Annotated in this window: 19 protein-coding genes; 11 read left to right on the forward strand and 8 right to left on the reverse strand. The window is 70.4% G+C overall.

Going from position 1 to position 22,124, the window contains the following annotated elements; all coding sequences use genetic code 11:
* Positions 1-71 precede the first annotated feature (71 nt).
* Positions 72-302 (reverse strand): DUF7455 domain-containing protein, encoded by a 231-nt coding sequence (locus FNH09_RS23995; protein ID WP_162469006.1) that lies wholly within the window; start codon positions 300-302, stop codon positions 72-74.
* 442 nt (positions 303-744) lie between these two features.
* On the opposite strand from FNH09_RS23995, the gene FNH09_RS24000 reads away from it, so the two are divergent.
* The 6 genes from FNH09_RS24000 (at position 745) to FNH09_RS24025 (ending at position 7,765) form a co-directional block, all read left to right on the forward strand.
* Positions 745-2,865, forward strand: coding sequence for a DNA gyrase subunit B (locus FNH09_RS24000; protein WP_162469007.1), 2,121 nt, complete (start codon positions 745-747; stop codon positions 2,863-2,865).
* 328 nt (positions 2,866-3,193) lie between these two features.
* Positions 3,194-3,718, forward strand: a complete 525-nt coding sequence (locus FNH09_RS24005; RefSeq protein ID WP_152891388.1) for a DUF1453 family protein — start codon at positions 3,194-3,196, stop codon at positions 3,716-3,718.
* Positions 3,715-4,866, forward strand: a complete 1,152-nt coding sequence (locus FNH09_RS24010) for a sensor histidine kinase (RefSeq protein ID WP_152891390.1) — start codon at positions 3,715-3,717, stop codon at positions 4,864-4,866. The genes FNH09_RS24005 and FNH09_RS24010 overlap by 4 nt, the downstream gene beginning before the upstream one ends.
* Positions 4,863-5,546: a response regulator gene (locus tag FNH09_RS24015; RefSeq protein WP_152891392.1), complete on the forward strand. Its 684-nt coding sequence runs from the start codon at positions 4,863-4,865 to the stop codon at positions 5,544-5,546. Before FNH09_RS24010 ends, FNH09_RS24015 begins: the two co-directional genes overlap by 4 nt.
* A gap of 69 nt (positions 5,547-5,615) precedes the next feature.
* The gene (locus FNH09_RS24020) at positions 5,616-6,176 is read left to right on the forward strand and encodes a DUF485 domain-containing protein (RefSeq protein WP_152891395.1); all 561 of its coding nucleotides are present in this window, start codon (positions 5,616-5,618) and stop codon (positions 6,174-6,176) included.
* On the forward strand, positions 6,173-7,765 hold the full coding sequence (locus FNH09_RS24025; protein WP_162469008.1) for a sodium:solute symporter family transporter: 1,593 nt from the start codon (positions 6,173-6,175) through the stop codon (positions 7,763-7,765). The genes FNH09_RS24020 and FNH09_RS24025 overlap by 4 nt, the downstream gene beginning before the upstream one ends.
* 56 nt (positions 7,766-7,821) lie before the next feature.
* Here the strand turns inward: FNH09_RS24025 and FNH09_RS24030 are convergent, their stop codons facing one another.
* Positions 7,822-8,514, reverse strand: coding sequence for a response regulator (locus tag FNH09_RS24030; protein ID WP_152891399.1), 693 nt, complete (start codon positions 8,512-8,514; stop codon positions 7,822-7,824).
* A gap of 160 nt (positions 8,515-8,674) precedes the next feature.
* Here FNH09_RS24030 and FNH09_RS24035 point away from each other — a divergent pair, with 160 nt between their 5' ends.
* The 3 genes from FNH09_RS24035 to FNH09_RS24045 all read left to right on the forward strand — a co-directional run bounded on the left by FNH09_RS24035 (position 8,675) and on the right by FNH09_RS24045 (position 11,497).
* A complete protein-coding gene (locus FNH09_RS24035; protein WP_152891401.1) occupies positions 8,675-9,490 on the forward strand; it encodes an ABC transporter ATP-binding protein in 816 nt (271 codons plus the stop codon).
* On the forward strand, positions 9,480-10,355 hold the full coding sequence (locus tag FNH09_RS24040) for an ABC transporter permease (protein WP_152891403.1): 876 nt from the start codon (positions 9,480-9,482) through the stop codon (positions 10,353-10,355). The genes FNH09_RS24035 and FNH09_RS24040 overlap by 11 nt, the downstream gene beginning before the upstream one ends.
* Positions 10,356-10,435: 80 nt before the next feature.
* The gene (locus FNH09_RS24045; RefSeq protein ID WP_152891405.1) at positions 10,436-11,497 is read left to right on the forward strand and encodes an ABC transporter substrate-binding protein; all 1,062 of its coding nucleotides are present in this window, start codon (positions 10,436-10,438) and stop codon (positions 11,495-11,497) included.
* A 58-nt stretch (positions 11,498-11,555) separates the two neighbouring features.
* Here FNH09_RS24045 and FNH09_RS24050 read toward each other — a convergent pair whose 3' ends face one another.
* From FNH09_RS24050 to FNH09_RS24060, 3 genes are all read right to left on the reverse strand, one after another.
* On the reverse strand, positions 11,556-13,271 hold the full coding sequence (locus FNH09_RS24050) for an ATP-binding protein (protein ID WP_152891407.1): 1,716 nt from the start codon (positions 13,269-13,271) through the stop codon (positions 11,556-11,558).
* 165 nt (positions 13,272-13,436) lie between these two features.
* The gene (locus FNH09_RS24055; protein WP_162469009.1) at positions 13,437-14,378 is read right to left on the reverse strand and encodes a sucrase ferredoxin; all 942 of its coding nucleotides are present in this window, start codon (positions 14,376-14,378) and stop codon (positions 13,437-13,439) included.
* A gap of 132 nt (positions 14,379-14,510) precedes the next feature.
* The gene (locus FNH09_RS24060) at positions 14,511-15,767 is read right to left on the reverse strand and encodes a citrate synthase family protein (protein WP_152891411.1); all 1,257 of its coding nucleotides are present in this window, start codon (positions 15,765-15,767) and stop codon (positions 14,511-14,513) included.
* Between the two features lie 98 nt (positions 15,768-15,865).
* Between FNH09_RS24060 and FNH09_RS24065 the strand changes: the two genes are divergently transcribed.
* On the forward strand, positions 15,866-17,032 hold the full coding sequence (locus tag FNH09_RS24065; protein ID WP_152891413.1) for a citrate synthase/methylcitrate synthase: 1,167 nt from the start codon (positions 15,866-15,868) through the stop codon (positions 17,030-17,032).
* A 174-nt stretch (positions 17,033-17,206) separates the two neighbouring features.
* On the opposite strand, the gene FNH09_RS24070 is transcribed toward FNH09_RS24065, so the two are convergent.
* Together FNH09_RS24070 and FNH09_RS24075 are read right to left on the reverse strand one after the other, a co-directional pair.
* Positions 17,207-17,443, reverse strand: coding sequence for a hypothetical protein (locus FNH09_RS24070; protein ID WP_152891415.1), 237 nt, complete (start codon positions 17,441-17,443; stop codon positions 17,207-17,209).
* A 102-nt stretch (positions 17,444-17,545) separates the two neighbouring features.
* Positions 17,546-18,097 carry a DUF6082 family protein gene (locus FNH09_RS24075; protein WP_152891417.1) on the reverse strand — a complete coding sequence of 184 codons (552 nt, stop codon included), beginning with the start codon at positions 18,095-18,097 and terminating at the stop codon, positions 17,546-17,548.
* Positions 18,098-18,416: 319 nt separating this feature from the next.
* Between FNH09_RS24075 and FNH09_RS24080 the strand changes: the two genes are divergently transcribed.
* Positions 18,417-19,496, forward strand: coding sequence for a CobW family GTP-binding protein (locus FNH09_RS24080; protein ID WP_152891419.1), 1,080 nt, complete (start codon positions 18,417-18,419; stop codon positions 19,494-19,496).
* Between the two features lie 10 nt (positions 19,497-19,506).
* On the opposite strand, the gene FNH09_RS24085 is transcribed toward FNH09_RS24080, so the two are convergent.
* Positions 19,507-21,963: a DNA gyrase/topoisomerase IV subunit A gene (locus FNH09_RS24085; protein WP_152891421.1), complete on the reverse strand. Its 2,457-nt coding sequence runs from the start codon at positions 21,961-21,963 to the stop codon at positions 19,507-19,509.
* Between the last annotated feature and the right edge of the window lie 161 nt (positions 21,964-22,124).

Consider the following 22,124-nt stretch of genomic DNA (forward strand, 5'->3'; position numbering starts at 1 on the left):
CCCCTGGAGTACAGGGGCGGCCGCCCGTGCGCCGGCCTGCGCCGGAGCTGGCTCGTCGTCGGTCCGGAGCGTCAGCGCTCTTCGGTGGCGGCGGACTCGGGAACGGAGGTCAGCCGCTCCGTCTCGTCCTGTATCTCAGCGGCGATCTTCTTGAGTTCCGGCTCGAACTTGCGACCGTGGTGGGCGCAGAAGAGCAGTTCTCCGCCGCTCAGCAGGACGACGCGCAGGTATGCCTGGGCGCCGCAGCGGTCGCAGCGATCAGCGGCCGTCAGCGGGCTCGCGGGGGTCAGAACAGTAGTCACGTCGCCTCTTCTCTAGCTCGACGAGCTGTCGTACCAGGGTCAACATCCAACCAGCCCCAAAACGTTCCCGCTCGTGGCTTTTCCTCGAAAGATTCTTCCGAGGTGGCAGGCTGCTGCCGGTTTGGCGGCGAATGTGCCGTATCGCGTGTCTGTCGGCTTACGGTTTCGCGCGTTCGGTCATGGTCGGGTCCTCCCGGCTGGGTTGCCGGTTTGTTCATGAGGACGTGCCCGGAGCCTAAATGGTTCATGCGTCGAAGGGAACGTGATATGTACTTCACTCCATCGAGGGATCGAACGTGTATGCGACCGTGGACTACTGTGAGTTCGGAAGCAGGGTGGCGTTACAACGGCTCTACCAGGCCTCGGTACCCTCTTGGCGGCAACCCAAGCCGCGCCCTTACCCACAGGGGCCTCATTTGAAATTCAGCGAGGAGCGAACCGCGTGACCGCCGAAACGTCCGTGCCGTCCACAGCTCTGCTGGCAGGAGCAGACCGGGACGGCTCCAATTACACCGCGCGGCACCTGCTCGTCCTGGAGGGCCTCGAGGCCGTACGCAAGCGCCCGGGCATGTACATCGGGTCCACCGACAGTCGCGGTCTGATGCACTGCCTGTGGGAGATCATCGACAACTCCGTGGACGAGGCTCTCGGCGGCTACTGCGACCACATCGAGGTCGTCCTGCACGACGACGGCTCGGTGGAGGTGCGGGACAACGGCCGCGGCATCCCGGTCGACGTCGAGCCCAAGACCGGCCTGTCCGGCGTCGAGGTCGTCATGACCAAGCTGCACGCGGGCGGCAAGTTCGGCGGCGGCTCGTACGCCGCCTCCGGTGGTCTGCACGGCGTCGGCGCCTCCGTGGTGAACGCCCTGTCGGCGCGGCTGGACGTCGAGGTGGACCGCAACGGGCACACCCACGCGATCAGCTTCCGGCGCGGTGTCCCCGGCGGCTTCGCCGCCGACGGCCCCGACGCCAAGTTCGAGCAGGGCGGTCTGCGCAAGACCAAGAGGATCGCCAAGACGCGTACCGGCACGCGCGTGCGGTACTGGGCGGACCGGCAGATCTTCCTCAAGGACGCCAAGCTCTCCCTGGAGAACCTCCACCAGCGCGCCCGCCAGACCGCGTTCCTGGTGCCCGGCCTGACCATCGTCGTCCGCGACGAGTACGGCCTCGGGGAGGGCGGCAGCAAGGGCGAGGAATCCTTCCGTTTCGACGGGGGCATCAGCGAGTTCTGCGAGTACCTGGCCACCGACAAGGCCGTCTGCGACGTCCTCCGCTTCACCGGACAGGGCACCTTCAAGGAGACCGTTCCGGTCCTCGACGACCACGGTCAGATGACGCCGACGGAGGTCACCCGGGAGCTCGGCGTCGACGTCGCGCTGCGCTGGGGAACCGGCTACGACACGACGCTCAAGTCGTTCGTGAACATCATCGCCACTCCCAAGGGCGGCACCCACGTCGCCGGCTTCGAGCAGGCCGTCGCCAAGACGATGAACGAGGTCCTGCGCGCCAAGAAGCTGCTGCGCGTCGCAGAGGACGACATCGTCAAGGACGACGCCCTGGAGGGTCTGACCGCCGTCGTCACCGTCCGTCTCGCCGAACCGCAGTTCGAGGGACAGACCAAGGAGGTCCTCGGCACCTCGGCGGCCCGCCGCATCGTGAACACCGTGATCTCCAAGGAGCTCAAGGCGTTCCTGACCTCCACGAAGCGTGACGACGCGGCCCAGGCCCGGGTGGTCATGGAGAAGGCCGTCGCCGCCGCCCGGACGCGCATCGCGGCGCGGCAGCACAAGGACGCGCAGCGCCGCAAGACGGCTCTGGAGTCCTCCTCGCTGCCCGCCAAGCTGGCCGACTGCCGGAGCGACGACGTCGACCGCAGCGAGCTGTTCATCGTCGAGGGAGACTCCGCGCTCGGCACCGCCAAGCTCGCCCGGAACTCCGAGTTCCAGGCGCTGCTGCCGATCCGAGGCAAGATCCTCAACGTCCAGAAGTCGTCTGTGACGGACATGCTCAAGAACGCCGAGTGCGGTGCGATCATCCAGGTCATAGGAGCCGGATCCGGCCGGACCTTCGACATCGAGGCGGCGCGCTACGGCAAGATCATCATGATGACCGACGCCGATGTGGACGGCTCCCACATCCGTACCCTGCTGCTGACCCTGTTCCACCGCTACATGCGGCCCATGGTCGAGTCCGGCCGGGTGTTCGCCGCGGTGCCCCCGCTGCACCGGATCGAGCTGACCCAGCCGAAGCGGGGCCAGGACAAGTACGTCTACACGTACTCGGACCGTGAGCTGCGCGACAAGCTCATGGAGTTCCAGAGCAAGAACATCCGCTACAAGGACTCCATCCAGCGCTACAAGGGTCTGGGCGAGATGGACGCCGACCAGCTGGCCGAGACGACGATGGACCCGCGCCACCGCACCCTCCGCCGCATCAACCTCTCCGACCTGGAATCCGCCGAGCAGGTCTTCGATCTGCTGATGGGCAACGACGTGGCACCCCGCAAGGAGTTCATCTCGAGCTCGGCGGCGACGCTGGACCGGTCGCGCATCGACGCGTAGCCGCGGCGCCGGACTGGACCGGGCCGGAGCAGGGCCGGGTCCAGCCCTGCGCCGGCCCGGATCGTGATTCGGAATCGGATCCGGCCGACTCGATCCGAGCCCGCTCCTGTCCATCGGAGCGGGCTCCGGCAGATGCGGGCGGCCGCCGCCGGTGGGCTCGGGCCGCATTGTCGTCGAGGCCGTCTCCACCCCCGGGTGGAAACGGCGGGCCTGTGGGATCCACCCATGATCCACCCTGGCTCCGATCTGCCGCTTCGCGGATTTCCGTAGCGTCGAAGGCGTCGACGGCACTCGCTGTCGGTCTCCCCTTCCGCTCACGGAGGCTGTGATGTCCGGGCTGGTCAACGCGTTGGTGATCGTCGCCGCGGTCGTCTGGGTGGTCGTACGACAGTTCCGCGCACGTCAGGTCGACGCCGACCGGCGCTGGTGGCTGCTGCCTGTGATTCTGGCCGTGGTGGCGCTGCGGGAGCCGGACATGCTCGACGTTCACCACCGCACGACGTCGGTGCTGCTGCTGGGCGTCGAGCTCCTCATCGGACTGGCCGTGGGGGCCGGCTGGGCCTGGACCACCCGGATATGGGCGGAGCCCGACGGCGCTGTGTGGAGCAAGGGCACCAAGGCCGGCGTGGCCGTCTGGATCGTCGGCATCGGTCTGCGCGCGGGCCTTCTCGGACTCGGCCTCGCGCTCGGAGTGCACCAGGGCAGTTCGGCCCTGATGCTCGGCCTCGCGGCCACCCTGCTGGTCCGCTCCGGCATCCTGGTCCTGCGGGCGCGGACCGTGGCCTCGGCGGACGCCCGGTCCGCGATGTGTGGTGACGGCACGCCCCTGTCCCTGCGGAAGGAGCGGGTATGACGCGCAATGCCTGGACGCGCTGGCCGTCCCCGGAGGCGCTCGGCCGCAACGGCCTCTCACGGCCGAGGCGCCTGATGTCCTGGGGCATCCGCGTCCTGGTCCTCGGGATGCTGCTGTGGAGCGTGTTCAACAGCAAGCACGTGCACGGCTGGGGCATCGTGCTCGCCGTCGCAGGGATCGCCGTGACCGGAGCGCTCGCCTGGGGATTCTGGCGGACCACTCTCCAGCACCGGCTGGTGCCGTCGCTCGTCCTGGCCGTCCCGCTGCTCGGGATGGCGGTGCTGGCCCAGTCCGCGGGCTTCGACGGGCCGGCCCTCGTCCTGTGGTGCGGCTGCGCGATCTCCGCGCTGGAGCGGATGCCCCTGGGGGCAGCGCTGCCCATCGCCTCCGTCGCCCTCGCCTCGTTCGCCGCCGTGAACAACGACGTCTGGCTGACGACTGCCGCAACCGTCACCGGCATGGCCCTCGCCGGCTACGTCCTGCGACTGGACGCCGAGGCCCGGGGCAGCGCCCAGCGGCTGCTCGCCCAGGAGCGCGCGGCACGGGCCGCCGAGGCGGAATCCGCGGCGCTGGCGGAGCGGACCCGCATCGCGAGGGAGATCCACGACGTGCTGGCCCACAGTCTCTCGGCGCAGCTCGTGCACCTGGAGGCGGCCAGGCTGCTGATCGAGCGGGGGGCCGACCGGGACCGGATCCTCGAACGGGTCGTCGCGGCCCGGGGAATGGCCCGCGACGGGCTCGCCGAGACCCGGCAGGCGCTGTCCGCGCTGCGCGGGGAGATGACGCCACTGGAGGACTATCTGGCGGAGCTCGTCCGAGCGGCCGACGGAGCGGAGGTCACCATAACGGGTGAGCGCAGACCGCTGCCTGCCGAGGCGTCCCAGGCGGTGCGCAGGGTCGCCCAGGAAGCCCTCACCAACGCTCGCAAGCATGCCCCGGGCGCCGAGGTCCGGGTCCGGCTCGACTACCGGGCACACGAAGTGACGCTGGACGTAAGGGACTCGGGTGGCTCGCCGGGCGAACTCTCCGAGGCGGGAGGCGGGTACGGTCTGCTGGGCATGCGGGAGCGCGCCGAACTGCTCGGCGGTTCGCTCCGGGCCGGTCCCGGCGAGGAGGGGTTCGTGGTGACGCTGAAGGTGCCGACATGACGGAGGAAGCAGCGCCGAAGCCTGCGCGGGTCGTGGTCGTCGACGACCAGACCGTCGTGCGGGAGGGCATCGTGATGCTGTTGGGGCTGCTGCCCGGGGTCGAGGTCGTCGGCTCCGCGGGCGACGGGGACGAGGCGGTGCGTCTGGTGGCCGAACTCGCGCCGGACGTGGTGCTGATGGACCTGCGCATGCCCCGCTGCGACGGGGTGGAGGCGACGCGGCGGATCCGCTCGGAGTACCCCCGGACGCACGTGGTGGTGCTCACGACCTACGCGGACGACGACTCGCTGTTCCCGGCCCTGCGGGCAGGGGCGCGCGGTTACCTCACCAAGGACGCCGGAGGCGAAGAGATCGTACGGGCCGTGCACAGCGTGCTGTCCGGTGACGCGGGACTGGCGCCGAGCATCCAACGGCGGCTGCTGGAGCGGCTGTCCGAGCCCGAAGCGGCTCCGGCGGCGCCCGCCGACGCGCCCGACGGGCTCACCGCGCGGGAGACCGACGTACTGGCGCTGATCGCCGAAGGGCTCAGCAACCAGGAGATCGCCCGCAGACTGCACGTCTCCACGGCGACCGTGAAGACCCATATCAACAACCTGTTCGCCAAGACCGGGATCAAGGACCGTGCACAGGCTGTGCGCTATGCGTTTGCGAAGGGACTGGCTCGCCCACCAGCGGGTTGAGTCACCTGATGGGGTGAAGAGCAGGGGGAAGGAGAGTCGGGGATCTTCCCGTTCTGTCCATGCTTGGGTATGCAGTCAAGCAACGGGCACCCGCGCGGCGGCGAGGGCGGTCCCGAGAGTCCCGACGAGAACCACGAACGGATTGCCCCGGACCACGCCGGAGCGCCGACCGTCCTGCCGTACGACGACCCCTGGTACGACGAGCTCGCCTCCGGCTGGGGCGAGTCGGACGCCGGGCGCCTGCCGGCGGGTTCCGTTCCACAGGCACGGCAGGAACGGGAGGACGGGGCGCGGGCCATGGCCGACGTCTACCTGGAGGTACAGCGCAGCGCCGCCTTCCAGGAGGTACGCAGTCGGTACCGGAGGTTCGTGGTGCCGGCCGTCGCCGCCTTCTTCGCCTGGTACGTGGCGTACGTGGTGACCGCGACGACGGCGCCGGGATTCATGGCGCAGCCGGTGGCGGGTGCCGTGAACGTGGCGATGCTCGCCGGGCTCGGCCAGTTCCTCACCACGTTCCTGCTCACCTGGGCCTACGCCCGACACGCGCGGCTGCGCAGGGACCGGGCCGCGCTCGAACTGCGTTGGGACACCCAGGAACTGACACGGGGACTCGGGGGCGGTAGGTCGTGACGGGTGATCACCAAACTTTGGCACTGCTGCTGTTCAGCGTGGTCATCGCCGTGACACTGGGGATCACCACCTGGGTGAGCCGCAACCGGCACGGTTCCGCGGAGGAGTTCTACGCGGGCGGCCGCCTCTTCTCGCCCATGGAGAACGGCTTCGCCATCGCGGGCGACTACATGTCGGCCGCGTCCTTCCTCGGCATCTCCGGTCTGATCGCGCTGTTCGGCTACGACGGCCTGCTGTATTCGGTGGGCTTCCTCGTGGCCTGGCTGCTCGTGCTGTTCCTCGTCGCGGAACTGGTCCGCAACTGCGGCCGGTTCACGCTGGCCGATGTGGTCGCGGCCCGGATGAAGGAACGTCCGGTGCGGATCGCGTCGGGAACCTCCTCGGTCACCGTGTCGGTTCTCTACCTGGTGGCGCAGATGGTGGGCGCGGGCAGCCTGGTCGCTCTGCTGCTCGGACGGACGGGTGCGGCGGCGCAGGCGTGGACCGTGATCGGTGTCGGTGCGCTCATGGTGATCTATGTGTCGCTGGGCGGCATGCGGGCCACCACGTGGATCCAGATCGTCAAGGCGGTGCTGCTGCTCGGGGGGACCGTCGTGCTGACCGTTCTCGTCCTGATGCGGTTCCACGGCGACTTCGACCAACTGCTGCTCACCGCGGCCGAGCGCAGCGGCCACGGGTCCGCGTTCCTGGCGCCGGGACTGAAGTACGGCGGCGACTGGACCGCCCGTCTCGACTTCATCAGCCTGGGGCTGGCACTGGTGCTGGGCACGGCAGGACTGCCCCACATCCTGTCCCGCTTCTACACCGTGCCCACCGCGCGGGCGGCACGGCGTTCGGTCGTGTGGTCGATCGGGCTCATCGGCGGCTTCTATCTGATGACGATCGTCCTCGGGTTCGGGGCGGCCGCGATCGTGGGGCCGGAAGCGGTGCGGACGTCGAACGCGGCCGGCAACACGGCGGTTCCGCTGCTGGCACTCGACCTGGGCGGCGGCACGGACTCCACCTGGGGCACGGTCCTGTTCGCGATCGTGGCCGCGATCGCCTTCGCCACCATCCTCGCGGTGGTCGCCGGGATCACCCTCGCGTCCTCGGCCTCCGTCGCCCACGACCTCTACGCGTCGCTGCGCCGTCGACGGGCGGAACCGTACAGCGAGGTGGCCGTGGCGCGGACCGCCGCGGTCGGCATCGGAGCGCTGGCGATCGGGCTCGGACTGCTGGCCCGTGATCTCAACGTCGCGTTCCTCGTGGGACTCGCCTTCGCCGTCGCCGCGTCCGCGAACCTGCCGGTGCTGCTCTACTCGCTGTTCTGGCGCGGCTTCACCACGCGTGGCGCCGTGTGGGCCGTGTACGGCGGGCTGGTTCCGGCGCTGGCTCTCGTCGTGCTGTCGCCGGTGGTGTCGGGCAGCCCGGAGTCGCTGTTCCCGGACGTCGACTTCCAGTACTTCCCGCTCCAGAACCCCGGGCTCGTCTCGATTCCACTGGGCTTCGTCGCGGGCTGGCTCGGTACCGTCACCTCGGCCGAGCCACCGGACGAGGCCAAACACGCGGAGATCGAGGTGCGGTCGCTGACGGGAGCGGGGGCCGTGTAGCGCAGCTCCGGCCGTCCCGTCGCCGCCGCTGCTGCGCTGTCGCTGCCGACGTGCGCCTACGGCGCCACCCAGGCGTAGCGGTGCTCCGGGCGGCCGGTGTCGCCGTATCTGAGGCTGAGGCGCAGGCGTCCGGCCTGTTCCAGATGGCGGAGGTAGCGCTGGGCGGTGGAGCGGCTCAGGCCGGTCTCGGCGGCGACCTCGTGGGCGGACAGGGGATGCTCCGCGCGGTGCAGCACGGTGCAGATCAGGTCGGTGGTCGGCTCCGAGTGCCCGCTCGGCAGCCCCGGCGCCGTCGGCCCCGGCGCGGTGCGCAGCGCACCGAAGATCCGGTCGACCTGCTCCTGGCCCGCGATGCCGCGGCCGCCGACGCGGTCGACGGTGCGGCGCAGGGCCGCGTAGGAGTCGAGACGGGTGCGCAGCGCGGCGAAGGTGAATGGTTTCACCAGGTAGTGCAGGGCGCCCAGGCGCATAGCGGCCTGCACGGTCGCCACATCGCCGGCCGCCGTGATCATGATGACGTCGGTGCCGTGCCCCTGCTCCCTCATGCGGTGGACGAGTTGCAGGCCCGTCCGGTCGGGGAGGTAGTGGTCGAGCAGCACCAGGTCGATACAGCCCTGCTCGACGGTGGCCAGCGCCTGGGCAGCGCTGTGCGCGCGGGCGGCCACCCGGAATCCGGGAACCTTTCCCACGTACCTGGCGTTGATCTCGGCAACACGGAAGTCGTCGTCCACGACCATGACGTCAATCATTGGCCCTCTCTTCCTCAAGGCCAGCGGGCGTTACGCCCATGTTTCGGCTCCGCTTTTGTAGCGCGATCAAAAAGAGCACAACAGGCTCCTGCGAGCAAAACATCGGCCAGCGCGCAGAAGACTGCTGCCGGGGCACCGGCCGGATCTACGGTCCTCGGCCATGAGCCCAGACACCAGCCCCTCCATCGAACTACGGGGCGCGAGCAAGATCTTCAAGACCCCGTCGGGGGGTCTGCACACCGCTGTCAGAGAGCTTGACCTCACGGTCGGGCGCGGCGAGTTCGTGGCGGTCGTCGGCCCCACGGGCTGCGGCAAGTCCACCACGTTGACGCTGGTCAGCGGCCTGGAAGAGCCCACCGAGGGTGAGGTGCTGGTCTCGGGGGAGCCGGTGCGCGGCGTAGGCGGCAAGGTCGGTTTCGTCTTCCAGCAGGACGCCACCTTCCCCTGGCGCACGGTCCTGTCCAATGTGATGGCCGGCCCGCTCTTCCGCGGCGTGCCCAAGGCGGAGGCCCGGGAGAAGGCCCGTGAATGGCTGGCCCGGGTGGGCCTCGCCGCCTTCGAGGACCGCTACCCGCACCAGCTCTCCGGCGGTCAGCGCAAGCGTGTCGCCCTCGCCGCGACCTTCGTCAACGACCCCGAGATCCTGCTGATGGACGAGCCGTTCTCGGCGCTCGACGTGCAGACCAGGGCCCTGATGTCGGACGAGCTGCTGGAGCTGTGGGAGGGCACCGGCGCCTCTGTCGTCTTCGTCACCCACGACCTGGAGGAGTCCATCGCCCTGGCCGACAAGGTCGTCGTCATGACGGCCGGGCCCGCCACCGTCAAGCAGATCTTCGACATCGACCTGCCGCGGCCGCGCAAGGTCGAGGCGGTGCGGCTGGAGCCGCGGTTCATCGAGATCTACCGCGAGATCTGGGAGTCGCTCGGCGAAGAGGTCCGCATCACTCGCGAGAGGGGCGCCGCGAATGTCGCCTGAGGTCATGCCCGAGACCGTCGTCGTCCCGGCCGGAAAAGAGACGGACCAGCGGGGACGCGCGCACTCACGGGCCCGCGCCGCGCGCAGACGCCGCATCGTCGTCCTGGCGTCCCGCGCGCTGCTGCTGATCGCCGTCCTCGGTCTGTGGGAGGTCCTCTCCCGGGCCAACGTGATCGATCCGTTCAACTTCTCGATGCCTTCGAAGATCTGGGACCAGATCTACACCTGGCTGACCCACGGGACCGCGCTCGGCTCCCTGGGCGAGCAGATCTGGTACACGCTCTACGAGGCGCTGCTCGGCTGGATCATCGGTGTGATCGGCGGTGTCGTGTGCGGTATCGCCCTGGGCCGGATCGCCTTCCTCGCCGATGTCCTTGGGCCATACATCAAGGTGCTCAACTCCATACCCAGGATCGTCCTTGCTCCGATCTTCGTGATCTGGTTCGGGCTCGGTCCCGCGTCCAAGGTCGCGTCCGCGGTCGTCCTGGTGTTCTTCCCGGTGTTCTTCAACGCCTTCCAGGGCGCCCGTGAGGTCGACCGCAACCTGGTGGCCAACGCCAGGATCCTCGGCGCCAGCGACCGCAGGGTGACCCTTCAGGTGGTCATCCCGTCCGCCACTTCGTGGATCTTCACCAGCCTCCACGTCAGCTTCGGCTTCGCCCTCATCGGCGCCATCGTCGGCGAGTACATCGGCGCGACCAAGGGCATCGGCCTGCTCGTCGCGCAGTCCCAGGGGACCTTCAACGCGGCCGGTGTGTACGCCGCGATGGTCATCCTCGCCGTCGTCGCGCTCGTCGCCGAGGGGCTGCTGACCTTCGCCGAGCGCCGCATCTTCCGGTGGAAGCCGTCGGGCTCCGGCGACTGAGCCCTCTTCGGAAGCTCTCCCTCCCGTACTTCTCCTTCCCGTCTGTCTCGCACCGCCATCTCACAAGGACGTGAACCGCCATGCGCAAGACCGCCAGATACACCACCCTGGCAGCCGCCGGACTGCTCGCCCTCTCCTCCCTCACCGCCTGTGCCAACGACGCGGCCGGTACCGCCTCCTCCGGCTCCGGCGCCAAGGGCGGCGGAAAGGGCGAGAAGGTCAAGATCATGGTCGGTGGCCTGGACAAGGTCATCTACATGCCGGCGGTGCTGACCCAGCGGCTCGGCTTCTTCGACGCCGAGGGCCTCGACGTGGAGCTGCTGAGCGAGCCCGCGGGCGTCCAGGCCGAGACGGCCCTCGTCTCCGGCCAGGTCCAGGGGGCGGTCGGCTTCTACGACCACACGCTCGACCTTCAGGTGAAGGGCAAGGCCGTGGAGTCGGTCGTGCAGTTCTCGCATGCGCCCGGAGAGGTGGAGGTCGTCTCCACCAAGGCCGCCGGCGACATCACCTCGCCCAAGGACTTCAAGGGCAAGAAGCTCGGCGTCACCGGCCTCGGATCCTCGACCGACTTCCTCACCAAGTACCTCGCGGTCAAGAACGGGGTGAAGATCAGCGAGTTCACCCCGGTCGCGGTGGGCGCGGGGCCCACGTTCATCTCGGCTCTCCAGCAGGGCGCCATAGACGGCGGCATGACGACCGACCCGACCGTCGCCACGATCCTGGACAAGAAGGCGGGCCGGGTCCTCCTCGACATGCGGACGCCCGAGGGCTCGCAGGAGGCGCTGGGCGGCCCGTACCCGTCGTCCAGTCTGTACATGCAGACGGACTGGGTGAACGGGCACAAGGCCACCGTCCAGAAGCTGGCCAATGCATTCGTCAAGACGCTCAAGTGGATGTCCACCCACAGCGCCACCGAGATCGCCGACAAGATGCCCGCCGACTACTCCCAGGGCAACAAGACGCTCTACGCGGAAGCCATCAAGAGCACGCTGCCGATGTTCACCGTCGACGGGGTGATGCCCGAGGGCGGCCCCGAGACCGTCGAGAAGGTGCTCAAGGCGTTCAACCCCACCATCCAGAACGCCGACGTCGACCTGGACAAGACGTACACCACGGAGTTCGTCAAGAAGGCGACCGGCTGATTCACACGCACGGGGGGCGGCGCGGTCCCGGCCCCGCCCCCCACGGTCCCGTGGCGCCTCAGGCGTGAGCCGCCCCCACCTCACGGTGTTCCGGGCGGCTCACGGCGTCCGCCTCCGTCCACGCCGTGCTCGGCGTCGACGCGTGGCGGGCGGGATCCAGCTCCGCCTCGGCCAGCGCCTCCGGCAGGACCACCGTGAACTCCGCACCCCCGCCGTCCGCGTCGCTCACCGTCACCGTCCCGCCCTGCCGCTCGGCGAGCCTGCGCACCAGGGGAAGTCCGATGCCGCGCTGACCGTGCGGGGGAGGCTGCTTCGTGGACCAGCCCTCGGCGAAGACCAGCTCCCGTCGCTCCGCCGGGATCCCGGGGCCGGTGTCCCTCACCCGCAGTACGGCGGTACGGCCCTCGGCGTGCAATTCGACCTCCACGCGTGCGTGCGGTGTGCCCCCGACCGCGTCGAGCGCGTTGTCCACCAGGTTGCCGACGACCGTCACCAGGCCCCTGGGATCGACCAGCCGGTCCGGCAGCCAGGTGCGGTCCGAGACCCACAGGGCGACGGCGCGCTCGGCCGCCACGGTCGCCTTGCCGACCAGCAGGGCCGCCAGCAGCGGGTCCTGGATCTTCTCGGTGACCTGTTCCGCCGTCACGCGGTGGTCGCCGACCACCTCTCCGATGAACTCCACCGCGTCGTCGAACATCTCCAGCTCCAGCAGTCCGAGCAGGGTGTGCAACCGGTTGGCGTGCTCGTGGTCCTGGGCGCGCAGCGCGTCGATGAGGCCGCGGGTGGAGTCCAGCTCCCGGCCGAGCTGTTCCAGCTCGGTGCGGTCGCGCAGGGTGGCCACGGCGCCCCCGTCGTCGGTCGGCATGCGGTTGGCGACCAGGACGCGCTGACCGCGGACGGTGAGCAGATCGGTGCCGGTCACCCGGCCGGCCAGTACGTCCGCCGTACGACCCTCGCCGAGCGCCTCGTCGGGAGACTCGCCGACGACCTCCTCGCCGAGGTCCAGCAGACGTTGCGCCTCGTCGTTGAGGAGGCGTATGCGGCCGGCGCGGTCCAGGGCGACGACACCCTCGCGTATGCCGTGCAGCATCGCCTCGCGTTCCGCCAGCAGCGCGGAGATGTCCGAGAAGGCCAGGTCGCGGGTCTGCCGCTGGACGCGCCGGGAGATCAGCCAGGCGGCCAGCGCGCCGACGGCGAGCGCGCTGCCCGCGTAGGCCAGCAGGCCCGGGATCTCGTGGAGCAGCCGGGTCCGGACGCTGTTGTACTCGATGCCGACCGACACCGCCCCGATGATCTCGCCGTGGCTGTCGCGCAGGGGCACCTTGCCGCGCGCCGAGCGCCCCAGGGTGCCGCTGTCGATCTCCATCACCTCATGCCCGGCCAGGGCCCGGCGGGGGTCGGTCGAGACCGGGCGGCCCACCTGCGCGGGGTCCCGGTGCGACCAGCGCGTGCCGTCCATGTTCATCACCACGACGTACTCGGCCCTGCTGGCCTTCCTGATCCGCTCCGCCTCCCGCTGCACCGGCCCGTCGACCGTGGCCGGTGTGCTCTCCAGGTCCTCGGCGATCTGCGGCTGAGCGGCGGTGCTCTGCGCGATCGCGAGCGCGCGTCGCATCGCTTCGGCGTCGAGCTGGTGGCCGAGCGGCGCCAGGAACAGACCGGTCGCCAGGACCGCGACCCCCGCGGCGATCGCCACCTGCATCAGCAGGATCTGCGAGAACACCCGCCGGGGCAGTCCCAGGCGCAGGCGGCGTACGGGTGAAGTGGGGCTCATGGCCCCGACCGTACGTGTAGGCGTGGGTTGTGCGGCAGGGGAGGGGCGTGGCTGCCTCGGCCGACGTCCGTCCGGGTGGGGAGGTCGGTCGGCCAGCGCAGCCGTCGGCCGTCCGGGAAGGGGGCACTCCGTCGGTGCGGCCGCCGTCCGTCCGGGGAGGGGAGGTCAGCCCGCCAGCGCGGCCGTCGTCAGCTCGCGCACCGCCACCACGTCCATCCGGGCCGGTGTGCCCAGGAGCGAGGCCCCACAGCTTTCGGGGCGGGGCGGCAGACAGGCGCCCTGGGCCACGACGACCCGCCAGTGACGGCCGTCGGCGTGGGCGACGGTCACCTCCCAGCGTGGCGCCGCACCGTCGGTCCGTACGACGCTCAGCACGCCCGCCGCGTCCTCGCCCACCGAGGCGCGCACGGCCAGCTCGGCCGCCTGGCCGGGCCGCTCCCAGGCGGAGCTCCCGCGGCACCCCCGGGTCACGATCCGCCCCTCCTGGACGCCCTGGAGGACCTCCACGACGGTCCGGGCGTCGGTCCGTCCGTACGCGTAACCGTGCGGCAGGACGAGCACCGTGGGCGAAAAGCGATGACCACCCAGATGGGTGACCTCCCAGACGCCCTCCACCGCGCGGGCGGCGAGCTCCGCCGCGAGCGGGCGGCCGAGCAGCGCGCAGCAGCGGTCGCGCTTGCCGTTGGTGCACACGAGCGCGAGGGGGTCCCCGGTGTGGGGCCGGCCGCCCAGCGCGGCCGCGAAGGTCCGGTGGTCGCCCTGGCCGAGGGCGGCGAAGTCCAGGTCGAGCAGGCGTTCCGGGGCGGTGGTCGTGGCGCTGTGCAGCCACACGTTCCCGGGCGTGGTGTGGGCCGCGTAGACCCTCCGGACGAGCGGCGTGCCGAAGTCGGCGTGCGGGCCAGGGCGGCGGATGAGCGCGACGCGTACGCCCGTGCCGTCGGCCGCCGCCTCAAGGGCGCGGCCCAGCACCGGATCCAGGTGGCTCGAAGTGAGCGCCTTGACGCCCCATGGACCCGGCTGTTCCAGCAGGAGCCATGTCCGTGCCGTGGCCGCGGTTCCGGAAACGGGCTCGTCGAGGTCCCCCGAGACGGTCGCACACGTACTCACAGAGGTGAGCCTAACCTGACTTGATGTGCGGTGGCTTCCGGCCGAGCCCGAGGCGACCTCGCCCGGGTCTCTGTCCGTCCGCGTGACCAGGTCCCGGTCCGGCCACGGGCGTGGCCGGACCGGCCGTCGTCGCTACTCCGGGAGGGGCTGCGGCGGCCGCGGCCCCACGTAGTGGCCGCTCGGCCGCATCCGCAGCGGACGCTCCCCGTACTCCTCCAGGGCGTGGGCGATCCAGCCCGCCGTACGGGCGACGGCGAAGATCGTCTCGCCCGCCGAGGCCGGCATCCCGCAGGACACGGTCAGCACGGCCAGGGCGAGGTCCACGTTGGCGTGCAGCGGGGTGTGGCGGGCGGTGGTGGCCACGATGTCGTGGGCGGCCGCGAGGGCGGGCGCGGCCCGAGGGATGTCCTCCAGAAGGGTGAACAGAGCACGCGCGCGCGGGTCCTCGCCGGGGTAGAGACGGTGGCCGAGACCGGGGACGCGGCGGCCGGCCCGCAGCTCCTCCGCGATCACGGGCGCCGCGTCCCCCTGGTCGAGCACCTCCAGCAGCAGACGGTGGGCGAGTCCGCTGGCGGCGCCGTGCAGGGGACCTTCGAGGACGCCGAGACCGGCGGAGACGGCCGCGTAGGGATGGGCCCGGGCCGACGCCGCGACGCGCACCGCGAGCGTGGAGGCGGCCAGGTCGTGGTCGACGAGCAGGCCGAGTGCCGTGTCCAGGACCCGCAGTGACGCCTCGTCGGCGTCCCGGCCGGTCAGCCGCGGCCAGAGCCGGTGGGCCAGCGGGCCCGTGTCGTGGCGGGTGGGCCGCATCGGCGGCAGCGCCGCGACGAGAGTGGGGACGAGGATGCGCGCGGTGCCGAGCACGGCGTCCTCGGTCAGGTCGAAGCGCAGCGGGTCGGCGACCGCGGCGGCGATCGCGGCGACCCGCAACCGGTCGGTGGGCCCGGTGTGTTCGGGCAGCGCGGCGACCGCGTGCCGGGCGACGGCGACGGATGCCTCGGGAGCGGTGAACGCGACGCCGGGGCGCAGCCGTCCCGTCCACAGCCACTCGGCGATCTCCTCGTAGGAGTGCCGTGCGGCCAGCTCGACGGCGTCGACGCCGCGGAAGTAGTACCGGTCCTTCTCGATGAGCGTAATGCGGGTGCGTACGGACAGCTCCGAGCCGCTGCCGGAAGTCCCGCCGCTCTCCCGCCTGTTGCGCCGGGCGAGCGCCTCGACCTCGTTGGCGTCGAAGGTGCTGCCGCGGCCGCCGGGTACGCGCCGGCTGCCGAGCTGGCCGCGGCTCACGTACGCGTACACGGTCTCGGGCTTCACGCCGAGCAGCTCGGCGGCCTCCTTGGTGCTCAGCCGCCGCCCCGGGTGACCTGCGTCGGGCTCTTGATCGCGCATGAAGGTCACGTTAGCGGCCCCTGGATATATTGATCTAATCAATATTGACAGATAAATAGTCAACCATGGACAGTCCAATCAACTCCAGGGAGGCAAACATGTCCGTCAACAGGGCCGCGGCCACTCGTGTCGACGTGCCGCGGGGACTCGCGGGCGTCGTCGTCACCGACACCGAGATCGGTGACGTCCGGGGGGTCGAGGGCTTCTACCACTACCGCCAGTACTCGGCCGTCGAGCTCGCGCAGACCCGCGGCTTCGAGGACGTCTGGCACCTCCTGGTCCACGGCGGACTGCCGGACGCCGAACAGAGCGCCGCCTTCGCCGCCAGGACCGCCGAACTGCGCCGGCTGCCCGACGGCGTGCGCGCGGCGCTGCCGGCCATCGCCGCGGCCGGCGGCGACTCCGGCCCGCTCGCCGGTATGCGCACGGCCCTGTCCCTGCTCGGTGCGGCCCAGGGGTTTCGTCCCGTGTACGACATCGACGCCGCCCGGCGCCGGGAGGACACCGTCGTGGCCGCCGCGGCCGTACCGACACTGCTCACCGCGCTGCACCGGCTGCGGTCGGGGCTCGCCCCGGTGGAACCCCGCGCGGACCTGTCGTACGCGGCGAACTACCTGTACATGCTGACCGGCGTCGAGCCCGACCCGCGCAAGGCCCGTGCGGTCGAGCAATACCTGATCTCGACCATTGATCACGGCTTCAATGCGTCAACCTTCACCGCGCGCGTCATCGCGTCGACGGGGGCGGACGTGGCGGCCTGTCTGGTCGGCGCCGTGGGCGCGCTGTCGGGGCCGTTGCACGGCGGTGCTCCCAGCCGTGCCCTGGACACCCTGGACGCGATCGGCACGCCCGAGCGGATCGACCCCTGGATCCGTGAGCGGGTTCTCGCGGGCGAACGCATCATGGGCTTCGGTCACGCCGTCTACCGCACGGAGGACCCCCGCTCCCGGATGTTGCGGGAGATCGCGCTGGAGTTCGGCGGCCCGCGGGTGGATTTCGCCGTCGAGGTCGAGCGCCGGGTGGAGGCGATCCTCGCCGAACTCAAGCCGGGGCGCGAACTGCACACCAACGTCGAGTTCTACGCGGGTGTGGTCATGGAGCTCTGCGGTCTGCCGCGGTCGATGTTCACGCCTACCTTCGCGGCGGGGCGCGTGGTGGGCTGGAGCGCGAACATCCTGGAACAGGCGGAGGACTCGAAGATCATCCGCCCGGTGGCGCGGTATGTGGGGCCGGGAGCGCCGGTGAAGGTGCCGGACGCGGCCTGAGGGGCGCGTGTGGCCTGGTGCCGTTCTGGCGCCAGGCCTCATCGGTGACTGAACGAGCGGTGACGGGGTGCCGGGCTGCTCGCCGGATCGGTCCCGGCTCGCTCAACGGTTGCGTGCAGCCGGGGGTGACGGGACGGGTCGACGCGGACGCGGACGCGTACTCGTGAAGGAACGTCAGGCGTCGGGAATGTCCGCCTTGGCGCGGATCAGGGTCTCCCGGCTCACGATGACGATGCGTTCGTAGTCTGCGCGGGCGGCGTCGCTGGGGAGCTCGCCGTCCAGCGCCTCGGTGGCCTCGGTGCCGATGACGGCGAAATTGCCGTCACTCAGTTCGAACACGTCCGGGCAGGTGGATCCTGAGGAACTGCCACGGGCGCTCGGAGGCACACCGATGCGACGCACGATCTTCAAGGGATATCGGTCCTTACAGAGGTTTTCGGCAGAGTGGTGAGCAGCACGCTACTGGGCTTCATGAGGCGTATGCGTCCACAAAGCGAAAACACACCCGGCGAGTCAGTCCGTCGGGGGGTTGCCCACCACCCACCACTCGTCCGTGTCGGCTTCGTCCAGATCCTTGATGAGGCCGTCGACCATGCGACCGATCCAGGCCTCGTCGGACGACTCCTTCAGGGACGCGCGCTGCTCCTTCGACGCCTCCCAGTACTCCCGCAGCACCGGGCTCTGAAAGATCTCGCGCAGCCGTCCGAACAGTTCCTCCTGGTCGAGGATTCCCGATCGGTAGAGATGGAAGAGGTTGACGTACCAGGCGTTGGCGTAGAGGAACTGGCGCCGCTTCTCCGCGGGAATGCTCTTGTCGTAGGTGTCGATCACCGAGGCCAGTGAGGAATCGCGGATGGCCATGGACAGCAACTCCCAGTGCATGCGCTGTTGATGCGCCAGGGCCGCCCGCCGAGAGTTCAATTCCTCGAGTTCGAGTCTCTTCACGTGCAGGCGAGCCTCCTCGAGCCGCCCATGGCGCGCGGCCAGCGTCAAGGCGGCGGTGGCGAGCGTCAGGCCGGCTGTGATGGAGCCCAGCCTCACCGCAGAGTGCTTCCGTATGGCCATGTAGATCCCCGATTCAAGCGACCGTCCGCCGGTCGTCGGAGTGTGGGTCGACGGGTGGGGACCGGCGAGCGATGGGCGGCGCGTGCCGCCTCCAGGGTGCCGAGCGGCTCTGATCGGCGGGGAGGCGGAGAGGAGGCGCACGGAAGGAAGCGAGGGTCGCACACTTCGACGCCATGCCCAACGTCTGCCCCGCCGATGCTGCTAACAATCGTTCACTCAGCGGGGATTCTTCCGGCTCGTATCCTGGGGCGGCAATACGTTCCACGTAGGTGCGCCGGTCGTGAGCCGGTGTGCGCGTCGGTGTGAGAGAGGTCGTACGTTGAGCCAGCCGAGCCCGGCCCCGGGGCCGCAGCAGATTCCGGTGATCGTGCTCGCCGGATTCCTCGGCTCGGGCAAGACGACCCTGCTCAACCATCTGCTCCACCGCAGCGGCGGCAGCCGGATCGGGGCGATCGTCAACGACTTCGGGGCCATCGAGATCGACGCGATGGCGGTGGCCGGGGCGCTCGGGGACTCCACCGTCTCCCTCGGCAACGGATGTCTGTGCTGCGCCGTCGACAGCAGTGAGCTGGACGTCTTCCTCGACCGGCTGGCGCAGCCGTCCGCCGGCATCGACGTCGTCGTCATCGAGGCCAGCGGGCTCGCCGAGCCCCAGGAACTCGTGCGGATGCTGCTCGCCAGCGAGCATCCCGGGATCGTCTACGGCGGACTCGTCGAGGTCGTGGATGCCGCCGAGTTCGACGACACGCGCGCGCGGCACCCCGAGATCGACCGGCATCTCGCCCTCGCCGATCTCGTCGTGGTCAACAAACTCGACCGGTCGGTGGACGGCGGGCGGGTGCTCGGCCTGGTCCGTTCGCTCGCCGACCGGGGCGCCGCCGTCGTACCGGCCACCTACGGCCGTATCGATCCCGAGTACCTGTTCGACTGCCGCCCCGGCGAGGAGCGCATCGGGCAGCTGTCCTTCGACGACCTGCACGACCCGCACGACGGCGAGGGCGAGGGCGCGCACGAGGGGCATCTGCACACCGCGTACGACAGCCTGTCCTTCGCCTGCGAGCAGCCCCTCGACCCCCGCAGGCTCATGACCTTCCTCGACAGCAGGCCCGAGGGGCTCTACCGGATCAAGGGGTACGTCGACTTCGGGCCGTACGACACCGGGAACCGGTACCGCGTGCACGCCGTCGGGCGGTTCCTGCGTTTCTATCCGGAGCCCTGGGGGCCGGGCGAGGCGCGGCTCACCCAGCTCGTGCTCATCGGCTCCGGCATCGACGCGCCCGCCCTGCGCAAGGAGTTGGAGGCGTGCACGAGCGACGCCCCACACGCCGACGAGCACGGCATGTGGGGCGTCCTGCGGTACGTCCAGGGCGACGACTACGACGACGAGGTCGAGCCCTAGAAGGGGAGTTCTAGAAGGGACCCGCCACCACGCCCACCGTCTTCGGCAGCGACACGCCCGAGCCGTCGCGGCGCGGGTCGATCTCCGGGAGCTCGGCCGGGGTGCCGTTCTTCTGCGCCGCCCGCGCCGGGACGGGACCCGCCCAGGCCAGGGACAGGCAGTCCTCGCCCTTCAGGAACCGCTGGCAGCGGACACCGCCGGTGGCGCGGCCCTTGCGCGGGTACTGGTCGAACGGGGTCATCTTGGCGGTCGTCTGCACGGAGTCGTCCAGGGTGCCGCGTGAGCCGGCGACGGTGAAGACGACCGCGTCCACGGCCGGGTCCACCACGGTGAACGAGATCACCTTCGCGCCCTCGGTGAGCTTGATGCCCGCCATGCCGCCCGCCGGACGGCCCTGCGGGCGCACCTGCGACGCCTGGTAGCGCAGCAGCTGCGCGTCGTCCGTGATGAAGACCAGGTCCTCCTCGCCGGTGCGCAGTTCCACCGCGCCGACGATCCGGTCACCCTCCTTGAGGGCGATGACCTCCAACTCGTCCTTGTTGGTGGGATAGTCCGGGACCACCCGCTTGACCACGCCCTGTTCGGTGCCGATGGCCAGGCCCGGCGACGACTCGTCCAGCGTGGTCAGACCGATCAGCGTCTCGTCGTCGTCGAGGGAGACGAACTCCGCGAGCGGGACGCCGCCCGACAGGTTCGGCGCGGACGCGGTGTCCGGGAGCTGCGGCAGGTCGACGACGTTGATCCGCAGCAGGCGGCCCGAGGAGGTCACGGCACCGATCTCGCCGCGCGCGGTGGCGGGCACCGCCGAGACGATCACGTCGTGCTTGGTGCGGTGGGCGTCGGGGTCCGCCGGGAAGGGCTCCGCGTTCGCCGTACGGGCCAGCAGGCCGGTCGACGACAGCAGCACCCGGCACGGGTCGTCCGCGACCTGGAGCGGCACGGCGGCGGCGGGGGCGCCCGCGGACTCCAGCAGTACCGTACGACGCTCGGTGCCGAACTTCTTCGCCACCGCGGCCAGTTCGGCCGAGACCAGCTTGCGCAGCTCCGCGTCCGACTCCAGGATGCGGGTCAGCTCGGCGATCTCCGTGTTGAGCCGGTCCTGCTCCGACTCCAGCTCGATCCGGTCGAAGCGGGTCAGTCGGCGCAGCGGGGTGTCCAGGATGTACTGCGTCTGGATCTCCGACAGCGCGAAGCGCTCCATCAGGCGCTCCTTCGCCTGTGCGGAGTTGTCGCTGGAGCGGATCAGCCGGATGACCTCGTCGATGTCGACGAGCGCCGTCAGCAGGCCCTCCACCAGGTGCAGCCGGTCGCGCCGCTTGGTGCGCCGGAACTCCGAGCGGCGCCGGACGACCTCGAACCGGTGGTCGAGGTAGACCTCCAGGAGCTCCTTCAGGCCCAGCGTGAGCGGCTGGCCGTCGACCAGCGCGACGTTGTTGATGCCGAAGGACTCCTCCATCGGCGTGAGCTTGTAGAGCTGCTCCAGGACCGCCTCCGGCACGAAGCCGTTCTTGATCTCGATGACCAGGCGCAGGCCGTGCGCGCGGTCGGTGAGGTCCTTGACGTCGGCGATGCCCTGGATCTTCTTCGAGCCGACCAGGTCCTTGATCTTGGCGATCACCTTCTCCGGGCCGACCGTGAAGGGCAGCTCGGTGACGATCAGGCCCTTGCGGCGGGCCGTGACGGTCTCCACCGCGACCGTGGCGCGGATCTTGAAGGTGCCGCGGCCGTTCTCGTACGCGTCCCTGATGCCGCCGAGGCCGACGATCCGGCCGCCGGTGGGCAGGTCCGGGCCCGGGACGAACCGCATCAGGGCGTCCAGGTCCGCGGCCGGATAGCGGATGAGGTGGCGGGCGGCCGCGATGACCTCGCCGAGGTTGTGCGGCGGCATGTTCGTGGCCATGCCGACCGCGATGCCCGACGAGCCGTTCACCAGGAGGTTCGGGAAGGCCGCGGGCAGCGTGGCCGGCTCCTGCTCCTGACCGTCGTAGTTGGGGGCGAAGTCGACGGTGTCCTCGTCGATCGACTCCGTCATCAGGCTCGCGGCGTCGGCGGCCTTGCACTCGGTGTACCGCATGGCGGCCGGCGGGTCGTCGTTGCCCAGCGAACCGAAGTTGCCGTGCCCGTCGACGAGCGGCACGCGCATGGAGAACGGCTGGGCCATGCGCACCAGGGCGTCGTAGATCGACGCGTCGCCGTGCGGGTGGAGCTTGCCCATGACCTCGCCGACGACACGCGCGCACTTCACATAGCCGCGGTCGGGGCGCAGGCCCATCTCGTTCATCTGGTACACGATGCGGCGGTGCACCGGCTTGAGGCCGTCGCGGGCGTCCGGCAGCGCGCGGGAGTAGATGACCGAGTACGCGTACTCGAGGAAGGAGCCCTGCATCTCGTCGACGACGTCGATGTCGAGGATCCGCTCCTCGTACGAGTCGTCGGGCGGCGGGGTCTTCGTGCTGCGGCGGGCCATCGCTGCCGGCTCCTTGCTGACGCGTGAACGGGTTCTGACGCGGACCATTGTGGACCGCGCTACTGACAGTGCGGGCGGGGCCCCGGCGTCGTCCGCCCGGCCCGGTGTGGAGCGGCGCCTGCCTCCACGACTGCCCGCAGGCTACGCGATCTCGCTCTCGG

It is taken from the genome of Streptomyces adustus (assembly GCF_009377175.1).
GTDB lineage: Bacteria > Actinomycetota > Actinomycetes > Streptomycetales > Streptomycetaceae > Streptomyces > Streptomyces adustus.